At 50.2% G+C, this 21,652-nt stretch carries 18 protein-coding genes; 3 read left to right on the top strand and 15 right to left on the bottom strand.

Annotated features, from left to right (window positions below; genetic code table 11):
• The first annotated feature begins 150 nt into the window (after positions 1-150).
• On the top strand, positions 151-2,943 hold the full coding sequence (locus tag F0L74_RS07190; RefSeq protein WP_149837118.1) for a hypothetical protein: 2,793 nt from the start codon (positions 151-153) through the stop codon (positions 2,941-2,943).
• A 67-nt stretch (positions 2,944-3,010) separates the two neighbouring features.
• On the opposite strand, the gene map is transcribed toward F0L74_RS07190, so the two are convergent.
• A complete protein-coding gene (gene map / locus F0L74_RS07185; protein WP_149837117.1) occupies positions 3,011-3,769 on the bottom strand; it encodes a type I methionyl aminopeptidase in 759 nt (252 codons plus the stop codon).
• A 162-nt stretch (positions 3,770-3,931) separates the two neighbouring features.
• Between map and F0L74_RS07180 the strand changes: the two genes are divergently transcribed.
• The gene (locus tag F0L74_RS07180; RefSeq protein WP_149837116.1) at positions 3,932-4,402 is read left to right on the top strand and encodes a hypothetical protein; all 471 of its coding nucleotides are present in this window, start codon (positions 3,932-3,934) and stop codon (positions 4,400-4,402) included.
• Positions 4,403-4,520: 118 nt separating this feature from the next.
• On the opposite strand, the gene F0L74_RS07175 is transcribed toward F0L74_RS07180, so the two are convergent.
• Positions 4,521-7,253, bottom strand: a complete 2,733-nt coding sequence (locus F0L74_RS07175) for an alpha-L-rhamnosidase (RefSeq protein WP_149837115.1) — start codon at positions 7,251-7,253, stop codon at positions 4,521-4,523.
• A 142-nt stretch (positions 7,254-7,395) separates the two neighbouring features.
• A complete protein-coding gene (locus F0L74_RS07170; RefSeq protein ID WP_149837114.1) occupies positions 7,396-8,256 on the bottom strand; it encodes a DUF4349 domain-containing protein in 861 nt (286 codons plus the stop codon).
• Between the two features lie 163 nt (positions 8,257-8,419).
• Between F0L74_RS07170 and F0L74_RS07165 the strand changes: the two genes are divergently transcribed.
• Entirely contained in the window at positions 8,420-9,211 is a 792-nt protein-coding gene (locus F0L74_RS07165) for a bestrophin-like domain (protein WP_149837113.1), read from the top strand.
• A 6-nt stretch (positions 9,212-9,217) separates the two neighbouring features.
• On the opposite strand, the gene F0L74_RS07160 is transcribed toward F0L74_RS07165, so the two are convergent.
• The 12 genes from F0L74_RS07160 to ffh form a co-directional block, all read right to left on the bottom strand.
• On the bottom strand, positions 9,218-9,991 hold the full coding sequence (locus F0L74_RS07160) for a LytR/AlgR family response regulator transcription factor (protein WP_149837112.1): 774 nt from the start codon (positions 9,989-9,991) through the stop codon (positions 9,218-9,220).
• Entirely contained in the window at positions 9,988-11,022 is a 1,035-nt protein-coding gene (locus F0L74_RS07155) for a sensor histidine kinase (RefSeq protein WP_149837111.1), read from the bottom strand. Before F0L74_RS07155 ends, F0L74_RS07160 begins: the two co-directional genes overlap by 4 nt.
• A 10-nt stretch (positions 11,023-11,032) precedes the next feature.
• The gene (locus F0L74_RS07150) at positions 11,033-13,192 is read right to left on the bottom strand and encodes an outer membrane beta-barrel family protein (RefSeq protein WP_149837110.1); all 2,160 of its coding nucleotides are present in this window, start codon (positions 13,190-13,192) and stop codon (positions 11,033-11,035) included.
• A 118-nt stretch (positions 13,193-13,310) separates the two neighbouring features.
• On the bottom strand, positions 13,311-14,033 hold the full coding sequence (locus F0L74_RS07145; RefSeq protein WP_149837109.1) for a hypothetical protein: 723 nt from the start codon (positions 14,031-14,033) through the stop codon (positions 13,311-13,313).
• Positions 14,034-14,156: 123 nt separating this feature from the next.
• On the bottom strand, positions 14,157-15,500 hold the full coding sequence (locus tag F0L74_RS07140) for a lytic transglycosylase domain-containing protein (protein ID WP_188315886.1): 1,344 nt from the start codon (positions 15,498-15,500) through the stop codon (positions 14,157-14,159).
• Between the two features lie 13 nt (positions 15,501-15,513).
• Complete coding sequence (gene gatA, locus F0L74_RS07135; protein WP_246197637.1) at positions 15,514-16,974, bottom strand: Asp-tRNA(Asn)/Glu-tRNA(Gln) amidotransferase subunit GatA; 1,461 nt, start codon at positions 16,972-16,974, stop codon at positions 15,514-15,516.
• A 179-nt stretch (positions 16,975-17,153) separates the two neighbouring features.
• The gene (locus tag F0L74_RS07130; protein ID WP_149837107.1) at positions 17,154-17,387 is read right to left on the bottom strand and encodes a Sec-independent protein translocase subunit TatA/TatB; all 234 of its coding nucleotides are present in this window, start codon (positions 17,385-17,387) and stop codon (positions 17,154-17,156) included.
• Between the two features lie 200 nt (positions 17,388-17,587).
• Positions 17,588-17,935, bottom strand: a complete 348-nt coding sequence (rplS, locus tag F0L74_RS07125) for a 50S ribosomal protein L19 (protein WP_149837106.1) — start codon at positions 17,933-17,935, stop codon at positions 17,588-17,590.
• Between the two features lie 297 nt (positions 17,936-18,232).
• On the bottom strand, positions 18,233-18,961 hold the full coding sequence (trmD, locus tag F0L74_RS07120) for a tRNA (guanosine(37)-N1)-methyltransferase TrmD (RefSeq protein WP_149837105.1): 729 nt from the start codon (positions 18,959-18,961) through the stop codon (positions 18,233-18,235).
• A gap of 50 nt (positions 18,962-19,011) precedes the next feature.
• Positions 19,012-19,533: a ribosome maturation factor RimM gene (locus F0L74_RS07115; RefSeq protein ID WP_149837104.1), complete on the bottom strand. Its 522-nt coding sequence runs from the start codon at positions 19,531-19,533 to the stop codon at positions 19,012-19,014.
• 171 nt (positions 19,534-19,704) lie between these two features.
• Positions 19,705-20,145, bottom strand: coding sequence for a 30S ribosomal protein S16 (rpsP, locus tag F0L74_RS34060; RefSeq protein ID WP_149837103.1), 441 nt, complete (start codon positions 20,143-20,145; stop codon positions 19,705-19,707).
• 175 nt (positions 20,146-20,320) lie between these two features.
• Positions 20,321-21,643, bottom strand: a complete 1,323-nt coding sequence (gene ffh / locus F0L74_RS07105; protein ID WP_149837102.1) for a signal recognition particle protein — start codon at positions 21,641-21,643, stop codon at positions 20,321-20,323.
• Positions 21,644-21,652 lie beyond the last annotated feature (9 nt).

The following is a 21,652-nucleotide window of genomic DNA, read 5'->3' as shown; positions in this document are numbered from 1 at the left end:
TAAAATGTGTTTTTGAAGGATAATTAAAAAAATAGCTGTTTAGGAATACATTTATTTTTTGTTAATCCAATACGGGTTGAATGGACAGCGATAGATAATAATAGTTATCAAGCAGCCGTTTTATCTGCGCATATCATCTAAAACCTATCTATGAAAAACACCTTTTTGTTCCTCTTTTGTTTATGCAGTGCCCTTATTGTAAAAGCCGGGGATATTGTGTTACCGCCGGTAGCTGCGTGGATCAAGTATACGAACCCGTTACAGTCCGGCAGTATGTCTTTAGCTATTGAAAATAACCAAGGCGGGGAAGGTTATACGGAAGTTGCTGTTATGGATGGGGTTCCGTGCAGGAAGATCCCCGCGGGTAAATTTATGTATATCAACTGCAACCGGAGTGCGGTACCCAGCACGGCGAAAAACCTTATATTATCTGTTACCTACTACGATAATAGTATGAATTATATCTGGTGCAACTATACGCGTACCGGTATGGGCTGGGGCGGCGCGGACTTTAAAAAGACCAATACGGGCAAATGGATCACACGGCTGATCTTTTTATCAGACGCGGGACTAGACGGCTCTATGGGTTATGGCGGCGATATACGCCTGGGGTTTGGCAGCGAGGATAATTATATCAAGGACATCAGCGTATATACCGGTACGTTAAACCCTGATACGCAGCCTTTACCTGCAAAGCCCAATAACCCCAATTCTGAGTTCAAAGGCCGCTCCCTTGCGGGTTACCAGCTATGGCATGAAGCGGGCAATAAACCGGAGGATTGGCGGCACTGGTCTTACGGTATGCTGCCGGCTGCCGGCAGGGGCAACCATAATACGGAGATGTTCCCTAACCTGGCAGACTACCAGGGCAACAGCAACGTGACGTTGTATCCTACCAATTTTGCCAACCTGGGGAATGGCACGCCTGCGCGCCTGTACAATTCTACGGATAAGGGGGTGATAGATGTGCAAATGTCCCTTTTGCAGCGGGCTGGTTTTGACGGCGTAGCCATCCAGCGCAATGCGCCGGTAGGCAAGGATATAAAATATACTTCTACAGATGATTATTATGTGCATATTAAAAATGCCTGTGAGGCCAACGGCCGCCTGTTCTATGTGATGTATTGCATGCCTGATATTAACAATGGCGCACAGTCCCTGGCGGACCTGGTAGCGGGTATTAAGCGGGACTGGGTGTACCAGATGGAGCAGATCTACGCGGTAACCTCCTCCCCGGCTTATGCTACGGTGAACGGCAAGCCGGTGGTGGAACTGTGGGGACTGGGTTACTCCACCATACTGGTAGAAAAGCAACAGGCGCTTGAGCTGGCGCAGTTCTTTAAGGACAGGGGCTGTTATGTGATTGCCGGCGTGCCACGCGACTGGCGCCTGCGCAACGAAGGTTCCCGTACTGATTTTGCGGATGTGTACAAAGCCTATAACATGGTATCTCCCTGGACGGTGGGCGCATATAATGACACTACCGGGGCCAATAACTACCGCAATAATTATATGACCCCGGACAAACAGTATTGTGATCAGAACGGCATGGACCTGTACCCGGTGATATTCCCAGGCAGCGGCTGGTCGCAGCATGTTTCCGGGATCCCGAATGATACGCGCCGCAATGGCGGGCAGTTCCTGTGGAAGCAGGCGTCCAATATCAAAAGCGTGGGCGTGCCCTCTATGTATTTTGCGATGCTGGATGAGTTTGAGGAATCCACGAACATTATTAATGCGGCGGCGGATTATTTTGATATCCCTACTGACCAGTATTTTGGCACTTTGTCTATGGATGGGATCTGGACCTCGCCAGACTACTACCTGCGCTTAGCCGGCGCCGCAGCCCGTATGCTTACGGGCAGCGGCCCGGCCGGCGGCATTCCTATCCCCTACTCCAACGGACCGCTGTATTACCGGAACAGTTTTGAGAGCCGGATAGCCAATTGTATCATTAACGGTACGCCGCAGGATATACTGTCGCCCATAGACCCTTGTTTTTATAAAAACGCGCTGGTATCCCAACAGGCGGTGAGCAATGGTTCCGTAGCTATTGTAAATGCCCCCGCTTTTGCGAAAAGCGGCCAGTATGCGGTAAAGATAGACGGTACGGCCAACGGCGCTTCTTCTTACTATTACCGTATTGCCGAAACGAAGATTGGTATAAAGAATAATATGCAGCTGCGTTTCTGGAAGTATACGGTGAATAATGCCGGCAGGTACACCTCTATAGACCTGGCCTTTACATCCGGTAAACTGCTGCGGAACCTTACGGCTTATAAGGATAATAAAGGCAATAGCATGCAACCATCCGCCGGGAGAGGCACAGTAGGGGCCTGGGAGCAATTTACCTGTGCGCTGGGTAAGGGAGAACTGGTGGGCGATACCATTACCGGTATCACGGTGGCCTATGACCAGCCGGCCACGAGCGGCAGCTTTACCGCCTATTTTGATGATGTGATCATTGAAGACGCGGTAGCAGACACTACGCCCGTCAACACTGCGCCTATTGGCAGTATTGTGTACCTGCAGAACGGCAGCAAATATGTATGCTCTGAAAACGGCGCCAATGCTATGAATTGTAACCGGGACGCTGCAGGCCCCTGGGAACAGTTTGAGGTAGTAGATGGTGGCAGCGGTATGATTGCGCTGAAGGGAAATAATGGTCTGTATGTTAATTCCGGCAGCCCTATGTATTGTAATGGCACGGCCATTAACAACAGTACCCGTTTTACATGGCAACAGCTGGGACCAAATACGGTAGCCCTGCGCGCCGTAAGCGGCAATTATGTATGCTCTGAAAATGCGGCCATACCTATGAATTGCAACCGTGCGGCTGTTGGCGGCTGGGAAACATTCACCTGGGGTACGGTGGGCAGCCTGCCCCAATTGGTATTGCTGGAGAAGAGCGGTTATATGCTTGCGCAGGCCATTAGACCGTAGTAAGGTATGTTATCATAAAAAAGAGGGTGTATCNNGATACACCCTCTTTTTTATGATGCTATTTATATCAGATACCGTTAGTACTTGTAAGGATCACCGGTTCACCTGCTGTTACCATAATGGTATGCTCATGTTGCGCAACAAAGCTGCCATCATTGGTGACCAGGGTCCAGCCATCGCCGTTACCATATGCATATGAGGCGCGGGTGGAGATAAATGTTTCTATGGCTACGGTGCTGTTCTTTGTAAAGCGGCCTTTGTTGCCGCGATCGTAAAAGCAGGGGATCTCTTTGGGCGCTTCGTGCAGGCTGCGGCCTACGCCGTGGCCTACCAGGTTCTTAATGACCCGGAAACCGGCTCTGCGGGCTTCGAATTCTATGAGGCGGCCAATGTCTGCCAGTTTTACGCCGTCCCTTATCTGGCTGATGGCCAGCAGCAATATATTACGGGAGGCATTTACCAGCGGTGCATGATGATTAAGATCGTTGCCCAGGACAAAAGAGCCGCCATTATCGCCCCAGAAACCATCCAGCTCTCCGGATACGTCGATGTTCACCAGGTCGCCTTCCTGCAGGCGTACGCTATCTGAAGGAATACCGTGCGCCACCACGTTGTTTACGCCGATACAGGTCCAGCCGGGGAACCCATAAGCCAATTTGGGTGCGGCCCTAACGCCGGCAGCCTGTAATAATTGTCCGCCGTATTCATCCAGCTCGCGGGTGGTCATGCCGGGCGCGGCGTATTCCCGCATCTGTTTCAGCACCAGGCCTACTGCCTCGCTCACTTTTGTCATGCCCTGTAGTTCTGCGTTTGATGTAATTGACATAGTGGTTCAAATCTACTGATTTATTATTAAATGGCTTCCGGGCTGTATATCAATTGATTAAACATTAATCCGGGTTCCAGGCCAACAATTAATTATGCCTGTATTAAACTATCCGTGCCGCCCTCCGTCTATTATTCCACATATTCATAAAAACCACTATCTATGAAACAAACCGTTTTTACCGTCGCTTTTATGGCGCTGATGGTAACAGGGCAAATTGTACATGCACAAACTGAGCAACCAAAAACTTTCCAGGATCGTCTTGGCCACAACAAAAAACCACAGGAACTGACACCGGAGGAAAAAGCACGTATTGAAAAAGAGCGGCGTGAGCATCATGACGATCACCATGACGATCATAGGGATGATCACCGGAATGACAGACATGACGATCATCATGATAACAGGAAGAATGATCATAAGGACGGCCCTCATGATAACAGGAACGGGGATAAGCATCCTAAGGGGCCGGATAAGAAACATGACGGCAAACATGATGACCACCATGACGATCATAGGAATGACCATCACGATGACCACAAGGATGATCATCATGACGATCATAGGAATGATCACCATGATGGTAAACACGACGATCATCATGACGAGCACCATGACGATCACAAGCATTAACTGATATAAGCGATAGTTTATTAAGATCAGGATGCCGGCGCCAGTTGCCGGTATCTTTTGTATAAAACAGGACAGCCGGCTGCGATGGCCGGCTGTCCTGTTTTATAACTATTATTCTTTACATGGTGGCGCTAAAGTGGTAGGTCCCGGAACCTACGTTCACTATTACATATTCCTTTTCTTTGCCGGTTACGGTTATATCTTTCTGAGCGGATAGCGGCTGCCCGCCTTCCTGTATAACATCCGCGCTGGCTGCCGGTATGTAGATGGTGGCTTTTGTATTGGCAGGCACCTCTACATCTAATGAGAGCTTGCCGGCTGCCAGTTTCCAACCGGCGGCGGCGGGGCCGTAATAGGTTTGCAGGCTGGCGTTTGCAAAGGTGATACCACCGCCGGGGTGCGGCATTATTTTTATGTGTTTGTAGCCGGGGCCATCGTCTTCCGTATCCAGGCCTACCATGGTGCGGTACATCCAATCACCGATGGCGCCATAGGCGTAGTGGTTAAAGGAGGTCATACCGGGGTCCTGGAAGGTGCTATCCGGTTTCATGGAATCCCAACGTTCCCAGATAGTGGTTGCGCCCATTTTAACGGGGTATAACCAGGAGGGATATGTTTTTTGGAGCAGCAGCTTATAAGCAGTCTCTGTATGTCCAAAACGGCTTAAAACATGGCAAAGAAAAGGCGTGCCCAGGAAGCCTGTGGTGAGGTGGTCATGGTAACGTTCAATATTGCCTACCAGCTCTTCCACTATCCGGGGGCGCAGCGCTTCCGGCAGCATATCAAAATACAGCGTAAGCACATAGGCAGTTTGGGTGCTGGAGATGAGACGGCCGTTTGGCGTTACATATTCCTTTACAAAGGCGGCTTTGATGCGTTTAAGCTGATCTGTATAATAAGCCACATCTTCTGTTTTGCCCAGTAATGCAGCGGCATTGATCATGATCTGCGCGGAGTTGGCCCAGAAACACTGCGCTACGAGGTAACGGTCTGTTACGGCGGATACGGCGTTAAAAGCATCATTTTCCTCAGCGCGGTAAGAGAGCCAGTCGCCAAACTGGAAGCCGGTATTCCACAGATCATCCTTTGAAGACTTTTCTATGTAGCCCAGCCATGCTTTCATGCTGGCGTACTGCTGCGCTATCAGGCGGGTATCGCCATATGCGAGGTAAGTATTCCATGGCACAATAGTGGCCGCATCTGACCAGCCGGTGGCGCCTACGATATTGGTAAAGGGCTCTATTTTCAAAACTGGGATAATAAAGGGCACGGCCCCATCCGGCGCCTGGTCGATGGCCAGGTCCTTTAGCCATTTGGCAAAGAAGTTATTTACCTGGCGGTTAAAGGTGGCGGTGCGGGAGAACATGGCCGCGTCGCCGGTCCAGCCTAAACGCTCATCCCGTTGGGGACAATCCGTAGGCACATCGAGGAAGTTACCCTGCTGGCCCCAGCGGATATTGTGCTGCAGCTGATTGACCAGCGGGTCTGAACAGGAGAACTGCCCGGTAAGCGGCATATCAGAATACAGGGCAATGGCGGTGAAATCGTCCGGGTTGAGGGCGCTATTGATACCCCTTACCCTGATGTAGCGGAAACCATGAAAGGTGAAATGCGGTTCAAATGTTTCTGTACCGTTGCCTTTGAGGATAAACACATCCTGCGCTTTGGCGGCGCGGAGGTTTTCAAAATAGGGCTCGCCCCATTTATCCATTACTTCTGTATGGGCGATGTTGATGGTATCGCCGGCTTTGCCTTTTACTTTTAGCTCTACCCAGCCTACCAGGTTCTGGCCAAAGTCGAGCACTTTTTCGCCCTTAGGGGTGGTGATCACCTTAATGGGTTTAAAGGTCTCATGTTTGCGGATAGGCTCATTGTAAGCGGCGGATAAATTATCCATGGGCGCCTGCAGCACAGTTACGGACTGCCATTGGCCATCATCAAAGGCGGCGGCAGCCCAGCCTTCTTGCTGCAACCGCGCATCATAGATCTCGCCATCGTAGATCTCTGATGCTACGATACCGCCAGCGGCGGCTTTCCATGAATTGTCAGAAACGACGGTTTCTGTACTGCCATCTGTGTAATGGATGTTGAGCTGGAATAAAAGGGCGGCATCTTTGCCGTAGTAATTCTTTTGTTTGGCCCAGGTAAGGGGGCCGCGGTACCAACCGCTACCAAGGATGACCCCTATAGCGTTTTTGCCGCCGCTCAGCAATGCTGTCACATCATAGGCCTGATAAGGCAGGTGCTGGGCATAACTGCTCCAACCCGGCGTGAGGTAAGCATCCCCTACCCGCTTGCCGTTGATCTGCGCTTCGTATAAACCGTGTGCGGTAATGTAAGCGGTAGCGGACTGTACTTTTTTAGTTGTGGTAAATGTTTTGCGTAAGAAGGGGCTGATGCCGTTGGCGCTGTCTGCCGGTAAGCCGGATACGATCCATTGCGCTTTCCAATCGGCTTTATTCAGCAGCCCTGTTTGCCAAAATGCAGGCGCGCTCCATGAGGAGGCTTTGCCTTTGTTGTCCCATACGCGTACCTGCCAGCTGTAGCGGGTGTCTGACTGCAGGGGCTGGCCTTTATAGGCAACATGTACGGAGGAGTCGTTGGGCACTTTGCCGCTGCTCCAGATCTCCTTTGCGTTGCTGGTGACCTTTAGCTCGTAGGCTGTTTGCTGTACATTGCGCTGCGGGGAGCTTAATTGCCAGCTAAAGCGGGGCTGCAGTACATCCAGGCCCATTGGGTCTTTCAGGTTCTCGCAAAGTAGTTGCTGCACTTTTACCTGTGCATAGGTAATATTATGCGACGTGAGTAGAGCAGCGCCTATTAGGATCGCTGTAACGTGGTTCTTTTTCATTCCATCAATATTGTGAAGTATTTACAAATATCCTATACTTCATTGGAAAAGTGTCCCACACTGTCCTAATATGTATATATGGGATCTGCAGCTGTGCGGCGGGCGCCATACAGCTGCAGATCCATCGTTCAGCAACATCCGGTTAGGCCGTTCTTGTAAACTTCATCTTACGGTAACCCCACCAGGCGGCGGCTAACAATAAGAGGAAGGGCCACAGCTGCAGGAAGAATAATACTACATTCCGGCAGATGTCCATACCGTTGCGCAGGGCGGTAGCCAGCTCTGTGCCAAATCCGGCACGGATCACGCGGTCCGGGTTTACCACTATCTGTACATCTGCCATCTCCGGCTGGAGCAGTTGTACGGTAAAGGTGGCGTAGTTCACATCATCCAGGATGGCGAGGTTAGCGATCTTCCGATCGATGGCCGCTTCTGCGTGGGCATCGTTGTACCGGGCCTCTGCCAGGGATGTATCGAGCTGCTTGCCGGTGAAAACAGCCTCTGGCTCCCGTTCATTCCGGAGCGCATTGGAGAGATAAGTCAGGGTCTTATCCTCCTCTTTTAAGGTGCGATAATCGATGAAAGACGCCATGGCGGTGAGGGTGCGAACAACGGAATCCAGGCCGGCTGCGGGTACGCGCAATGTAAGCGCCGCGGTGGGCGTATACAGCTGTACACGTTTTAATGAATCGCCGGCATAGGGTACATCCTGCTGGCGGCCAAAACTGTTCTCTAACGTACTTGTGACTATTATACCATTCATGGCATTTACTGCGCGTTCCAGTGCGGTGGCGGCCTGATAGACATTTTTCACGCGGCACCGGACATCCGCTGTGCGCACGCGTTTCCGGGACGGGGAATTGAGCGCGGTCATGTCTTTGGAAAATCCGGTAGAGTCTGCGGTGGCGGCGTAGTTTGCCTCCTCCGTGGTAAGGCCGCTCTGATTACTACAGGCAACCAGGGAAAGGGCGGGAACAATGAGATAAAACAGGTAAGCACGCATAGGAAGAGATTTCCATTTTATACCGAAATGGCCGCCGGGGTAACCTTTTTAAAATGTTAAAATAACCCTAAAGCGGGATTTCGGCATCCTGTGTTTTTTTGTATTTTGGTGCGCTTATTCAAATCCCTCAATTAACTGTTTTTAACTAATCATTTTTAGAGCTATGTCACTTTCCTATGCCTTACTTAGCGTGCCACCGCTGTTGCTGATGGTACTTATGATCATCCTGTTTGCTCTTATGGGCGGTACCTCTACCTGGTTATTCCGCAAGTATTCCCGGCTAAAAGTATTAGGGTCGCACAACGAGGTGACGGGGAATATATTTGCCTGTGCCGGCGGTTTATACAGCCTGTTGCTGGCCTTTGTAGTGTTCTTAGTGTGGGATGGTTATAATGATGCGGCCAGCCATGCCAATATGGAATTCAGCGTGGCCAAAGGGCTGTATCGCGACATTCAGTATTACCCGGATACGGCGACCTCCAAACACGTTAAACAGGTGTACCTGCGTTATGTGAAGGATGTAATTACGGAGGAATACCCTGCCATGGCGCGGCTGGAACCTGTTCCAAAATCCAGCACGGAGGCATTCAATAATGTATTCCAGGTAATTGAGCAGATGGACCCGCAGACGCCAGCCCTCAACGAACGCTCTGCGGAAATGTTCCGCCACCTGAATGAACTGGCCACCCATCGCAGCCTGCGGCAGCTGGCCGCCAGCGCCGGCATACCGCGTGAGCTATGGATACCGCTGCTGATAGGCGGATTTATTACCATGTTCTTTGCCATGATGTTGGATATCGAAAATGGTAAGCTGCATGTGATCCTGAGCGCAATGCTTGGCTCTTTTATAGGGATCGTGCTGTACCTGATCATCATTATGGATTACCCGTTCTCCGGGTATCTGTGCGTAGACCCAACGGGGTATAAGGATATATTACAATGGGCAGGTATGTAGTTTATACTACCTGCTCTCTAACCAGCGCCTGAACGCCGTATTGCGGTTGGCGCTGGTATATACCGCTTCTGTATAATGCTTTAAGAATATTTCTGTACGCTCTCCTTCAATGCTCCGCATATGATCTATTACCTGTACATTGATGATATCACTACGGTTGATGCGAAAGAACAGGTCCGGGTCTAAGTCCGGCTCTAACTCCTGCAAGGTTTGTTCCTGCAAGGGATGTTTTTTGCCGGTATTATCATAGGCGTAGATGATACCGTTGGTAATGGAGAAGTAGCTGATATTGGCTGTTTCTACCAGGAAGATCTTATCCTTTAGTTTATAGGTGAACCGTTGTTTATATTTCTTCCTGTCTTTTTGCTGCAGGGTTTCCCAAAGCGCAGTGAGGGAATCTGCCAGGGGTGCTGTTTTCACCGGGGTACGCAGGCTCAGGTATTTTTGCAGGGCCCGGGCAATATCCTGGTAGGCATATGGTTTTAATATATAATCAATACCGGTACGCTGCAATGCATCCATCCAATATTGATCATAGGCTGTTACAAAGATGACCGGCTGGTGGATATCCAGCTCTTTCCAGGCGGCGATGATGTTGCCATCACTCAACTCTATATCACTAAAGATCAGATCTACCGCCGGCTGCTGGCGGAAATAAGCGGCCACTTCCCTTATACTGCCCAGCTGCTGTACAATATTGTGGCTATCATCAAACTGCAGGATGTGCTCTACCAACTGTGCACGGGCGGTTAATTCATCTTCTATCACTACTATGTTCATGCGGCTGATTGTATTAAGGGAAGGGTAACAGTAAACTGTTGCTGCTCCCGACGGATAAGCAGCTGTTTATTCCAACGCAGGTTATAAAACTCCGATAGTTGCCGCAGGCCTACGCCCAGGCTCTCATGCCGGTATAGTTTAGGGTGTACCGCGTTTGTGACAGTGAGCTGATCATCACTGATGTGTAATTGTATTAATAAGGAAGCGCCTTCCGGCACCTCGTTATGTTTGATCACATTCTCTACCAGGAGCTGCAAGGCGCCGGGCATAATATATAATGCGGTTAAGGGCATATTGGTATGCTGGGCCCATTCCATACGGAACTGGCCCGGGAAACGGTATTCCATGATATCCAGGTAGTCCCGCGCAAACTGGATCTCTTCCTGCAGGCTTACCACTTCTTCTTTTGCATAGCGGGTCACATAGCGGTACAGCATGGCCATTTTTTGTGTGAAGGCAACGGTGCGCCCGTCATTTTTCTCTGCCAGGTTTGCCAGGAAATGGAAGTTATTAAAAAGGAAGTGATGATCCAGCTGGCGGTTGATGAACTGTAGTTCTTTCTGCTGGTTGACCTTCTCTTTCTCCAGCAATGCCTGCTGCAGGGCGCTGAGCCTGCGCTGATGCATTAATAGCAGACAGAACACGGCTATGGGCAGGTAAATAGACATGAGCATAAACAGGCCGTTGTTCCAAAACCGCCAGGGGGCCGCCAGCTTTCCATGTATAAGAAAGTGTATCAATATACCATGATAGAGCATGTAAAAAACATAGAACAGCAAGGCGCCGCTGAAAAAGGCCATGATACTTACCAGGGTGTTGCCCCAGCGCGCCAGTTGCCTGTTGCAATACCTGAAGCTTATAGTAGCGGCCAGCCAGGCGGCCACGGCTAATATAAAACTGAATACATACTCCTGCCAACTGAAAGGATTTGTCTGGCCAAAGTTGGTCATGTAGGTGTTCCATATATCCACTACTGTGAACACAATGAGTAAGACGAGGATCCAGCTATGTCTTATTACCTGCTTTATCATGGTATATCACTTAGTTCTTTAAACGGCTTTGTTCTGCCTGGGTGCCGGTGGTGCGGGCCCGTTCTTTTTCTACGGAGGACTTGCCAAATTTCCAGGTGAAGGAGATGCCTATCCTTCGTTTGTCGCCCCGGTACCAGTTATACATTACCAGGTTGCCATAGTCAGTTGTCATCCGTTCTGCGGGACGGGTAAGATCGCTGAGGTTGAGCTGCAGCTTTGCCTTATTATCCCAGAGGCTTTTCGCAATGCCTGCATTTAACGAAAATACCGGCTGTGCAATGCCCAGGAAATTGTTCAGGTAGCGGCCGTTATAAATGGCGCCTATCTCTGCAGACCAACCCTGCCGCCATTGGAAGCTGTTATTGATATTGGCGTTAAACGCGGTATTGTACAATGATACCGGCGTATTATCTACAGCACCCTGGTAGTGGGTATAGATCATGGCCACGTGATAACCTGCCTGCCACCAGCTGGTAATTGCCCGGTTATAGGCTACCGATGCCGTAAGGTAACGTACCCGGCTAATGTTCTCCTGCATAAATATAGTTATTTTCTGTTCCGGCAACTGGCGCGCTATTTTGGAGATCACATCGTTTGTAGCGCTATACTCCAATGTTAGCTGCAAGGCTTTATCATAGGTATAATTAAGGCCGATGTTATTTACGTACTGCGGGCGCAGCGCGGGATTGCCCTGTTCTGCCGTTAAGGTATCGAGTAAAATAATAAAGGGGTTGAGCTGCTCATACTGCGGCCGTTCAATACGCTTTCCATAGTTAGCGCCAAAGACGTGTTTATCTGATAGCTGGTATTGCAGGAAAACAGTGGGGAAAAAGTTCAGCGTATCGCGGGTGAAGTTCACGTTGCCGGTACGCTGCTCTCCTTTACCATGGGTATTTTCTGCGCGTACGCCGGCCTGCAGGCTGAATTTGCCCAGGGTAGCGGCGTAATTAAGGTAAGCAGCATTGATATTCTCCCGGTACGCAAATTCATTGCTACGCGCATCCGGCGCCCATTTGCCATTGTCCAGGCGCTGGTACACCAGCTCATTGTTATTGGATACATAACTGCTTTTAATACCTGCTTCCAGCCGCATATCTTCTTTGAGCGGCTGCACATAATCCAGTTTACCAGACCATATATCAATGTGCACGGGCGCTGTGGATTGCAGTTGCAGGGCGCTGCTGTTTTCATTACCGGCGGCGTCAAAGAAGCGGGTGTGGATATCCTGCCGGCTGGCAGAGTGATAGTATACGTAATCCGCATCTGCCGTGAGCTCCTGCCCCGGCTTATTAAACAGTTGCCTGTAATTGAGGTTGGCGGACGCTATCTGACGGTCCATGGAGAAACGCGTAGCTGATTGCAGCTGGTTGGTGAGGGACTGACCAGCCAACACCTCCGTACCCGTGACGCTGTTGGCATGGCCGTTCAGCAGGTTGGTATTTACCAGTACCCCGAGGGTGCTTTTTTTGCCCAGGGAGCGGTCTGCCCCCAGCTTGATACCGCCATCGCGAAAGTTTTGGCGGATGTGATCATGACCATTTACCTGGTTGGGGGTACCATCCACCCCGGCAAACGAACGATTGCTGATCTGCTCACTGGCATTCCGCCAATCATTAAAAGAAAGGCCGCCAAAAAGGTTCCACTGTGCATTGCGGTAGTTGAGGTTGAGGGCGATGTTCTCCCGCGGTACTGTACCCTGGCTGTAGCCGGCGGTAAGGCTGCCGTTCATGCCTCTTTTTAATCCCTTTTTAGTTTTGATGTTGAGAATGCCATTGCCGGCGGCATCGTAACGGGCGGGTGGGTTGGTCATGATCTCCACGCTTTCTATCTCGCTGCCGGACATATTTTGTAACAGCGTGGCCAGGTCGCCGGCGGAGAGATAGGTAGGCCGGTTATCTATGAGCACCAGCACATTGTTTTTATTGTTGAGGCGGATGTTACCGGATTGGTCTACCGCCACACCCGGCAGCCGGCCCAGTATTTCCAGCACGTTGCTGCCGGCAGCCGTGATCATCTTATCAATGTTCACCACTACGCGGTCCTGTTTTCTTTCGACCAGGGGTTTGGCAGCGGTGATAGTAATGGCGGAAAGAGAGCGTTGGCGCAGGCTGTCCTGGGCAACAAGGCTGCCGGCTATCAGCGTGAGGATAAAGGTTAGTATTGTTTTCATGCAGGCTTTTACTGTTTATGCAATAAAAGTCACCTTTAAAAGCAGGCAGTAAGGAAGCGTTCCATTGAACGGGGGGATTATGGGGTTAAAAGAAGGGGTTTGCAGATTGAAGGAGGTATTAACGGTGATGGATGGGGTCGAAACCCTGGTTCCAGTTCACAAAGTCCTCCAGCCGTTGCCGGTTGATGACCTGGTTATCCCATACCCAGGTATCCGGCTCGTTAACACGCGAAAGGCTGGCATCTGACTGTACGGCCAGCCATTGTATAAAGGCTTCCCGGGAGGTAAAGGTCTGCAACGGCTGGAGCCAGCCATCCCATACCGCCGCGTAAACATAATTACCCTGGGCATTTTTTTCCAGGCCCATACCGCAGTAGTCACGATGGCTATAGCAGAGGGCCCCGCGCTCCAACGCATATGATACCTGCTCTGCCAGTTGCCGGCCAAATGGCGTATTACGGGACAGCAGGTTTTGCTTTAACTGCAGCAAGCGGCGGGTCTCTTCATCTTTCTGGGCATTGGCCTCCCGTTCCCGCTGAGCAGCTGCCTGCTCCTGGGAGATGATATTATAGACAAAACTGTTACGGGCCAGGTCTATATCGATTACAATGGCTGCGGCATGCGCGGCTTCTGTTGTCTGGTAGCGATCCAGCAGCATATTGATATTACGTTCCAGTTCCCAGAAGAAAAGGGATTGGCCATTGTTGCGCTGGCCCTGCAGATTTAGCAGGAAGACGGGGGTAATGCGGCACTCCAGGCGGCCGGTCACACAACCGGAGGCCTGCAGCTTGTTTCTCAGGGCTTCATTTAGCTGCTCTACGAGCATAGAGGATTGTTGCATGGTTAACGTTTAGCGGTTAGCTATTAGCTTTTAGCCGTTAGGTGAAGGCGGCTAAGACGGGTATAAATATAAAAAAAGGGCGTATCAATGATACGCCCTCTGCTATTATCTTTCTAAAATGCTTCATTTCTTTTTTGCAGTGGTGGTCTTCTTTGCTGTTGCAGATTTAGACCTTACTGTGGTGTGGTGCTTCTTTGTGGTGGAACGTTTCCGTGTGGTGGAATACTTCTTAGAAGCGGTGGTGGATCTTGTGCTGGCAGTTTTGCCGGTAGTGGTCTTAGTGCTCGCCGCGGTCCGGGCAGGGATCTTAGCCGGGGGCGGGAATTTAGACCTGTCGGTAGCTACTGCACGGTCATCCAGGGTCATTTGAACGGACTCTTTCAGGATCTCGTCTTTCTCGTTCATGAACACCTTCATCTTTTCTTTTGGCACGCGCAGGTCGTAGCTATTGTCCGGGCCTGCGATGGTTTTGGAGAAGTCAGGGTTCAGGCGGTTCAGCTCATTGACATCCATGTTCAGCTTCTTAGCGATAGCTTCCATACGGTATTTACCGCTGATGTTGAACTCTACTGTGTTGTACATGTCATCCTCTGTAAGCTCAGCTGTGGCAGCGGGCATGGTAGAGAAAGACATGGCCTTTTCGGCTACGGCCATTGTACCTTTGTTATCATCTTCTCCTAAACCGAAGAAGTTGTTGAACCTATCCAGGATATAACCGGTAGCAATGAATTTGTATACATGGTTGCGGGACTCAGAAGGCAGGAAATATTGCATGCCCCAGAAGTCTTCACGTCCGCTGGCCTTCATGGCGCGCTGTACGCCACCGGCGCCGCAGTTATAAGCGGCTACTACCAGCAGCCAGTCGTTAAACTGGTCATACAGCTCATTCAGGTATTTGGCAGCGGCGAGGGTAGATTTGTAGAAATCCTTCCTTTCGTCCACTTTTTTACCTACGCTCAGGCCGAAGATACGGGCGGTGCCTGACATGAACTGCCATGCGCCTACAGCCCCTACCCTGGAACGGGCGTTGGTGTTAAAGCTGGATTCTATTACGGCCAGGTATTTCATTTCTTCCGGAATACCATGGTCCCGGAATATTTTCTCGATCATTACGAAATAGGGCTCTCCTTTTTCGAGCATGATGGCGAGGTGCTGGCTGTAACGGGTAGCATAGGTATTAATATAGCCTGCTACCAGGTTGTTGTTGATCTGCTCATATACTTTTGGGCTACGAATGCTGGAAGGGAGGCTTTCCGCCGCCTTTTTCACAGATTCTGTTGCAGTAGCCCTTGGGAGCACTGTGGTGGTATCCTTCGGCAACCGCACCTTAGTCATAAGGATAGCCGTGTCTGGAGCCGCCGCCGTCTGGGGAGCATCCATCTCTTTAGGTACCACATCGCCATCTGCCGCAAACGCACTTGCTACACCCATCACTGGCAACAGCAGTAGTAAAAAGATTTTCCTCATACACATTTTTATTTTAAACAATAGTGACCTGTTTCACTGAAATCATTTGCATAACGTGATCTGCAATGTTCAACAAGCTCGCTTCGTCAAATTGCTTTGTGATGATCTGCACACCAAAGGGCATTCCGTTCGAATGCCGCCGCAAAGGTACGGAAATTGCCGGTACTCCTGCGAGGTTAGCCAGTACCGTGTAAATGTCTGCCAGGTACATGGCGATAGGATCTTCAGTTTTTTCCCCGATTTTAAATGCTGTACTGGGGACAGTTGGCATTAAAATAGCATCGTAGGTGGATAGTATTTCTGATAGTTTATCAACCACCAATCTTCTAACCTGTTGTGCCTTAGTGTAATAGGCATCATAATAACCTGCACTTAACACAAAGGTTCCCAGCAATATACGACGTTTTACCTCTTTGCCAAAACCTTCGGACCGGCTTTTTTTGTAAAAATCGACCAGGTCCAGGTCTTTTTGGGCTGTTCTATGACCGTATTTTACTCCATCGAACCGGGAGAGGTTGGAGGAGGCTTCTGCCGTTGTAAGTACGTAGTAAGCGGGCACGATATAGTCCAGGTAGGCGAAATCCGTTGCTGTTACTGTATTTCCTGCTGTTTCCAGCTCTTCAAAAAAGCCTGTATAGGCTGCCCGCATTTCTGCATCCAGTCCCTCGTGATGCAATGCATCCTTTAAATACGCCAGTTTGAAGGTTTTATTGTGCGAAAGCGCTGATTGGTAGTCAGGTACTTCGTGCAATGCTGCGGTGCTATCATATCCATCGGGGCCAGCGACCACTTGTAAAACAGCCGCTACATCAGCAATATTCCTGCCAAAAATGCCTATCTGATCAAAAGAAGAGGCATAAGCGATCAATCCATAGCGGGAAATGCGGCCATATGTAGGCTTCATCCCCACGATGCCGCAGAAATCCGCAGGCTGACGTACCGAGCCACCGGTATCGCTACCCAGGCTTACATGGCAGAGACCGGCTTGTACGGCTACTGCGGAACCGCCGGAAGAGCCGCCGGGCACCCGGCTGTTATCCAGCGCATTGAGTACCGGGCCGTGCGCAGAGTTCTCATTGGTAGAGCCCATGGCGAACTCGTCGCAGTTGAGACTGCCTATAATAATAGCATCCGCTGCCAGCAGTCTTTCGATTGCCGTAGCGGAATATAATGAAGTAAACCCTTCCAGGATCCTGGAAGCGGCGCCTACTTTGTGCCCTTTATAACAGATCACATCCTTATTGCCTATCACCACACCTGCCAGCGGGCCTACGGGCTCCCCGTTACGAATACGGGCATCGAGCGCCTGGGCTTGCTGCAGGGCTTCTTCTTCATATACTTCCAGAAAAGCGTTCAGGTGTTTTGTTTGGGCGATACGTTCGAGGAAATGGCGTACCACCTCCGAACAGGTAGTGCTGCCGGCGTATAATGCTTCGTGAAAAGACGATATACTGCTGTATTCAGACAATGCCAAACCAGTTAATTTCTTTAATGTTAAATTGTTACACGGTTAAATTGAGCTGGCCATAGGTTGATCTATCCCAACAATTTAACATAAAGCCCAAGAGATCTTAGCGTACAGCTGTAGCTGCTGTAAGATAAAGTAGCTGCTGTAAGATAAAGTAGCCGCTAGTAGCTAGCGGCTAACTACAATTATTTCTTTACGTCTGTGGTAGAAGGCTGCTCTTTCATGCCGTCTTCGATTTCCTGACGTACGTTGGCTTTTGCATCATTGAACTCGCGGATACCTTTACCCAGCCCACGCATCAACTCAGGAATTTTCTTTCCGCCAAACAATAACAATACTACCAGTGCTATTAACAATAATTCAGTCATACCAAGTTCTTGGAATAATAAAAGAGGTGTTTTTACAATAACGGCAGTCATGTTCTCAGTTTTTAAAAGTTCAGTGTACAAAGATAGACCTAATAATTGTAATTTTCTCCGGAGGGTTATGAGTTTAAGTAGATTTTAACCACTGCCGGAGCGGGTTCCACAATACATGACGGTTTCTCTGGATATAAAAAGAAAAACGGGAAACCGTCAGGAACGGCTCCCGTTTTCACTAATTTCCCTGTATTTTTATACTAAACCCTTTTTTCCTTGATACGGGCAGCTTTACCGGCGCGTTCACGCAGGTAGTACAGTTTAGCCCTTCTTACTTTACCTACCTTGTGGAGCAGGATAGAGTCGATGTTAGGGGAGAACATGGGGAATACCCTTTCTACGCCTACACCATCGGATATCTTACGCACGGTAAAGGATGCGGTGAAACCGGTACCCTGGATCTTAACCACGTCTCCTTTGAAAGACTGGATCCTCTCCTTGTTGCCTTCCACGATTTTATAGTTAACGGTAACGTTGTCACCGGCTTTAAACTTCGGAAACTCTTTTTTTGTTGTCAGTTGCTCGTGAACAAAAGAAATAGCGTTCATCTTTCAATTATTTATGGGAGGGCAAAGGTAAGTACTGGAAAGACAAGTTCCAAATAAAAGCGGGAGAAATTTTGGGGGAGGGGTGGTTTGGGGGGATGGGAATTGCGGTGGATATGCTATGCCGGGAGTTTTTAGCGCATTGGATGGGAATGCTATGCCTGCAGGGTTCCTCTGTGAGCTGCGCCTGCCGCGGGGTGTTCGCTTGGGTAGTTGGCTGGGGGAGCCCGCGCCAGCCAAGGCTCACACCGGAACCTGCCGGCAACGCAGCATGCACGTAAGGCAGTAGGGGTTGCACGGTTATTCTTTTTCTTTTCCCTTGGCTGGACCCTTTTCCTTGTCATTTTCTTCGCCTTTCTGCAGGAGGTCCGGACGGCGGAGGCGGGTGCGCTCGAGGGCCTGGTCGTGGCGCCAGTCGTCTATTTTGCGGTGGTCGCCGCTGAGGAGGACGTCAGGGACGCGCCAGCCACGGAATTCTTCCGGGCGGGTATAGACGGGTGGGGCCAGGAGATGGTCCTGGAAGGAGTCGAAAAGGGCGGAGGTTTCGTCGTTGAGCACGCCGGGGAGGAGGCGGCCCAGCGCGTCTACCAGTACGGCGGCGGCGAGCTCGCCTCCGGAGAGGACGTAGTCGCCGATAGAGATCTCTTTGGTGACGAAGTGTTGCCGGAAACGCTCATCAATGCCTTTGTAGTGCCCGCAGAGGAGTAAGAGGTTGCCTTTGAGGGATAGCTGGTTGGCCATGGGCTGGTTAAGGGTTTCGCCGTCCGGTGTGAGGTAAATGACCTCATCATAGGTGAATTGGGCCTGTAAATGCTCAATGGCTTTTACCAGGGGCTCCATCATCATGACCATACCGGCGCCCCCGCCAAACTGGTAGTCGTCTACCTGTTTGTGTTTGAGGGTGGAGTAATCCCGGAGGTTGTGAACGTGTACCTCCAGGAGGCCTTTGTCCTGCGCCCGTTTAAGGATGGAGTGGGAAAAAGGACTTTCCAGCAGGCCGGGTTGTACCGTAATGATGTCTATACGCATGATGATGAGTAGCTTAAGAGTTTTTACTTATCCCTTATTCCAATGAGCGGTTATCCTAAATAAATATCCAGGAGGCCATCCGGGAGGCGGAGGTGGACCACCTGCTTTTTCTTTTCGATCTTTATAAGGGTCTGGTCGTTGAGTGGTAACAGGGCCTCTTTGCCCTGTATGGTGACCTTTGCCAGTACTTGCATGGGCATCTCTATTACCTCCTCTATAACGCCCAGGGCGCCCTGTGCCTCATCCTGTACGGTAAAGCCCAGGAGAGATAAGGGGGCGGAGGCGGCTGTTTGCTGCTTAAAGTCGGATTCCTGGAGGTAGACAGGCGTTTGGACCAGCTTTTGGGCCTTTTCCCTGGCGTCTATGCCTTCCAGCTTTACGTAGGCGTGCTCATGGTCCTTGGCGCTGGCTTTTTGCAGGAAATAAGGGAGGAAGCTGTTCTTACGCTCTTCCAGGAAAAGGACCTCTACCCCTTTGAGGGCGGTTCGTTTTCCCAGGCTGTGGCGGAGTACCAGTTCCCCTTCCAGGCCAAAGGTAGCGACAAGCTTTCCTATGCTGAAGTAATTGTTCATTGGCGAGCTGTTAATGGCAAGTTATTAGCCGTTAGCTATTAGCTTTTAGCGGTAACGGTATCAAACTGGCTATAGCTAAATGCTGTTTCTAAGCCCTGTTTATTGTCAAAATAAAAAAGGAAATATTTGCGGACAAATATTTCCTTTTTTGAGTATGGTGAAGCAAGGTGCTTATGCCTCAGCGTTGCCGCCTTCAGCAGGAGCGTCCTCTACCCTTTTAACCACCGGAGTGATTGCGCGGGCCTTTTTGTGGCTATCGCGACGGGCGGCTACTTTCTGCTCGTGCTCAGCCTGCCACTGTTCAAATTTCTTGTAGGCAGTAGGCTCATCGAACAGGCCTAATTTAACACCTCTCAGCAGGTGCTTCAGGTAAAGCACACCTTTGAAAGATAAAATTCTCCTTACTGTATCAGTGGGCTGTGCGCCTTTCTGTAACCAGCGCAGTGCTTTTTCGGTATCAATGTTGATAGATGCCGGAACAGTTAAGGGATTGTACGTACCGATCTTCTGGATGAATTTACCATCCCTGGGCGCGCGCGCATCGGCTACTACAATAAAATAGAAAGGTCTCTTTTTCGCGCCATGACGTTGTAATCTGATCTTTACTGGCATAAATAAATCGAGTTATTTTTTTGCGAGTTTAAAAAATATATAGGGGGGCAAAAGTAAATGATTAATTGTGAATCTCAAAATAAATTCCGGAGATCCTTTGCCCAATGGCTGGTAGCCCATTGTATGTTAAAGCATTACAATCTTTATGCAACAAGCCATGGATAAGGGCCCGTTTTTATCTTCCCAGCGCTTTCAGTCCTTTTCCGCCCGCCCCCATCTTATTCATCATCTTCATCATCTGCCGCATTTGCTCGAACTGTTTCATAAACTGGTTTACGTCCTGTATCTCTTTGCCGGCGCCTTTGGCAATACGTTTGCGGCGGCTGCCGTCGATAATGTCCGGATTACCACGCTCCTGGGGGGTCATTGAACCTATCATGGCCTCAATGCCCTTGAAAGCGTCGTCGCTGATATCTATATCCTTTATGGCCTTCCCTACCCCGGGTATCATGCCCATGAGGTCTTTCAGGTTACCCATTTTCTTGATCTGCTGGAGCTGTTCGCGGAAATCGTCGAAGTCGAACTGGTTCTGCCGGATCTTTTTTTCCAGCTTTTTAGCCTGTTCTTCGTTGAACTGCGCCTGCGCCCTTTCTACCAGGGTGGTGATATCACCCATGCCCAGGATACGTTGCGCCATACGCTCGGGGTAGAACACATCCAGCGTATCGAGCTTTTCGCCCATGCTCACGAACTTGATGGGCTTTTCTACCGTGTATTTGATGGTGAGGGCAGCGCCACCGCGGGTATCACCGTCGAGTTTGGTGAGCACGACGCCGGTGAAGTCCAGGCGGTCGTTAAAGGCCTTGGCGGTGTTTACGGCATCCTGACCGGTCATGGAGTCCACTACGAACAGGATCTCCTGTGGCTGAACGGCTTTGCGGATGTTGGCCACCTCAGCCATCATGGCCTCGTCTACAGCCAGACGGCCGGCCGTATCTATAATAATTACGTTATTATTATTCTGTTTGGCTTCGCGCAGGGCATTTTCTGTTATCTGCACGGCGTTTTTGTTCTCCGGCTCGCTATATACGGGTACTTCGATCTGGCCGCCCAGTACTTTTAACTGGTCGATAGCCGCCGGGCGGTAGATATCCGCTGCTACCAGCAGGGGTTTCTTGCCTTTGGACTTGAGGAAGTTGGCCAGTTTACCGGAGAAGGTGGTTTTACCGGAACCCTGCAGGCCGGCGATCAATATGATGGTGGGATTGGCTTTGAGCTCCAGCTCTGCGGCGGTACCGCCCATGAGGTCTGCCAGTTCGTCCTTCACGATCTTTACCATCAGCTGGCTGGGGGAGATGGCAGTGATCACTTTCTCGCCCAGGGCCTTATCTTTTACCCTATCAGTAAACTCCTTGGCTATTTTATAGTTCACGTCCGCATCCACCAGTGCACGGCGAATTTCCTTTACGGTGCTGGCCACATTGATCTCGGAAATGCGACCTTCCCCTTTCAGCAGTTTGAACGCGGAATCCAGTCTTTCTGATAATGATTCAAACATTAGTAACTA

Origin of the sequence: Chitinophaga agrisoli (assembly GCF_008386695.1) — a bacterium.
Taxonomy (GTDB): Bacteria; Bacteroidota; Bacteroidia; order Chitinophagales; family Chitinophagaceae; genus Chitinophaga; species Chitinophaga agrisoli.
The sequence above is the reverse complement of the archived record's forward strand: the minus strand, read 5'-3'. Positions and strand labels throughout refer to the sequence as shown.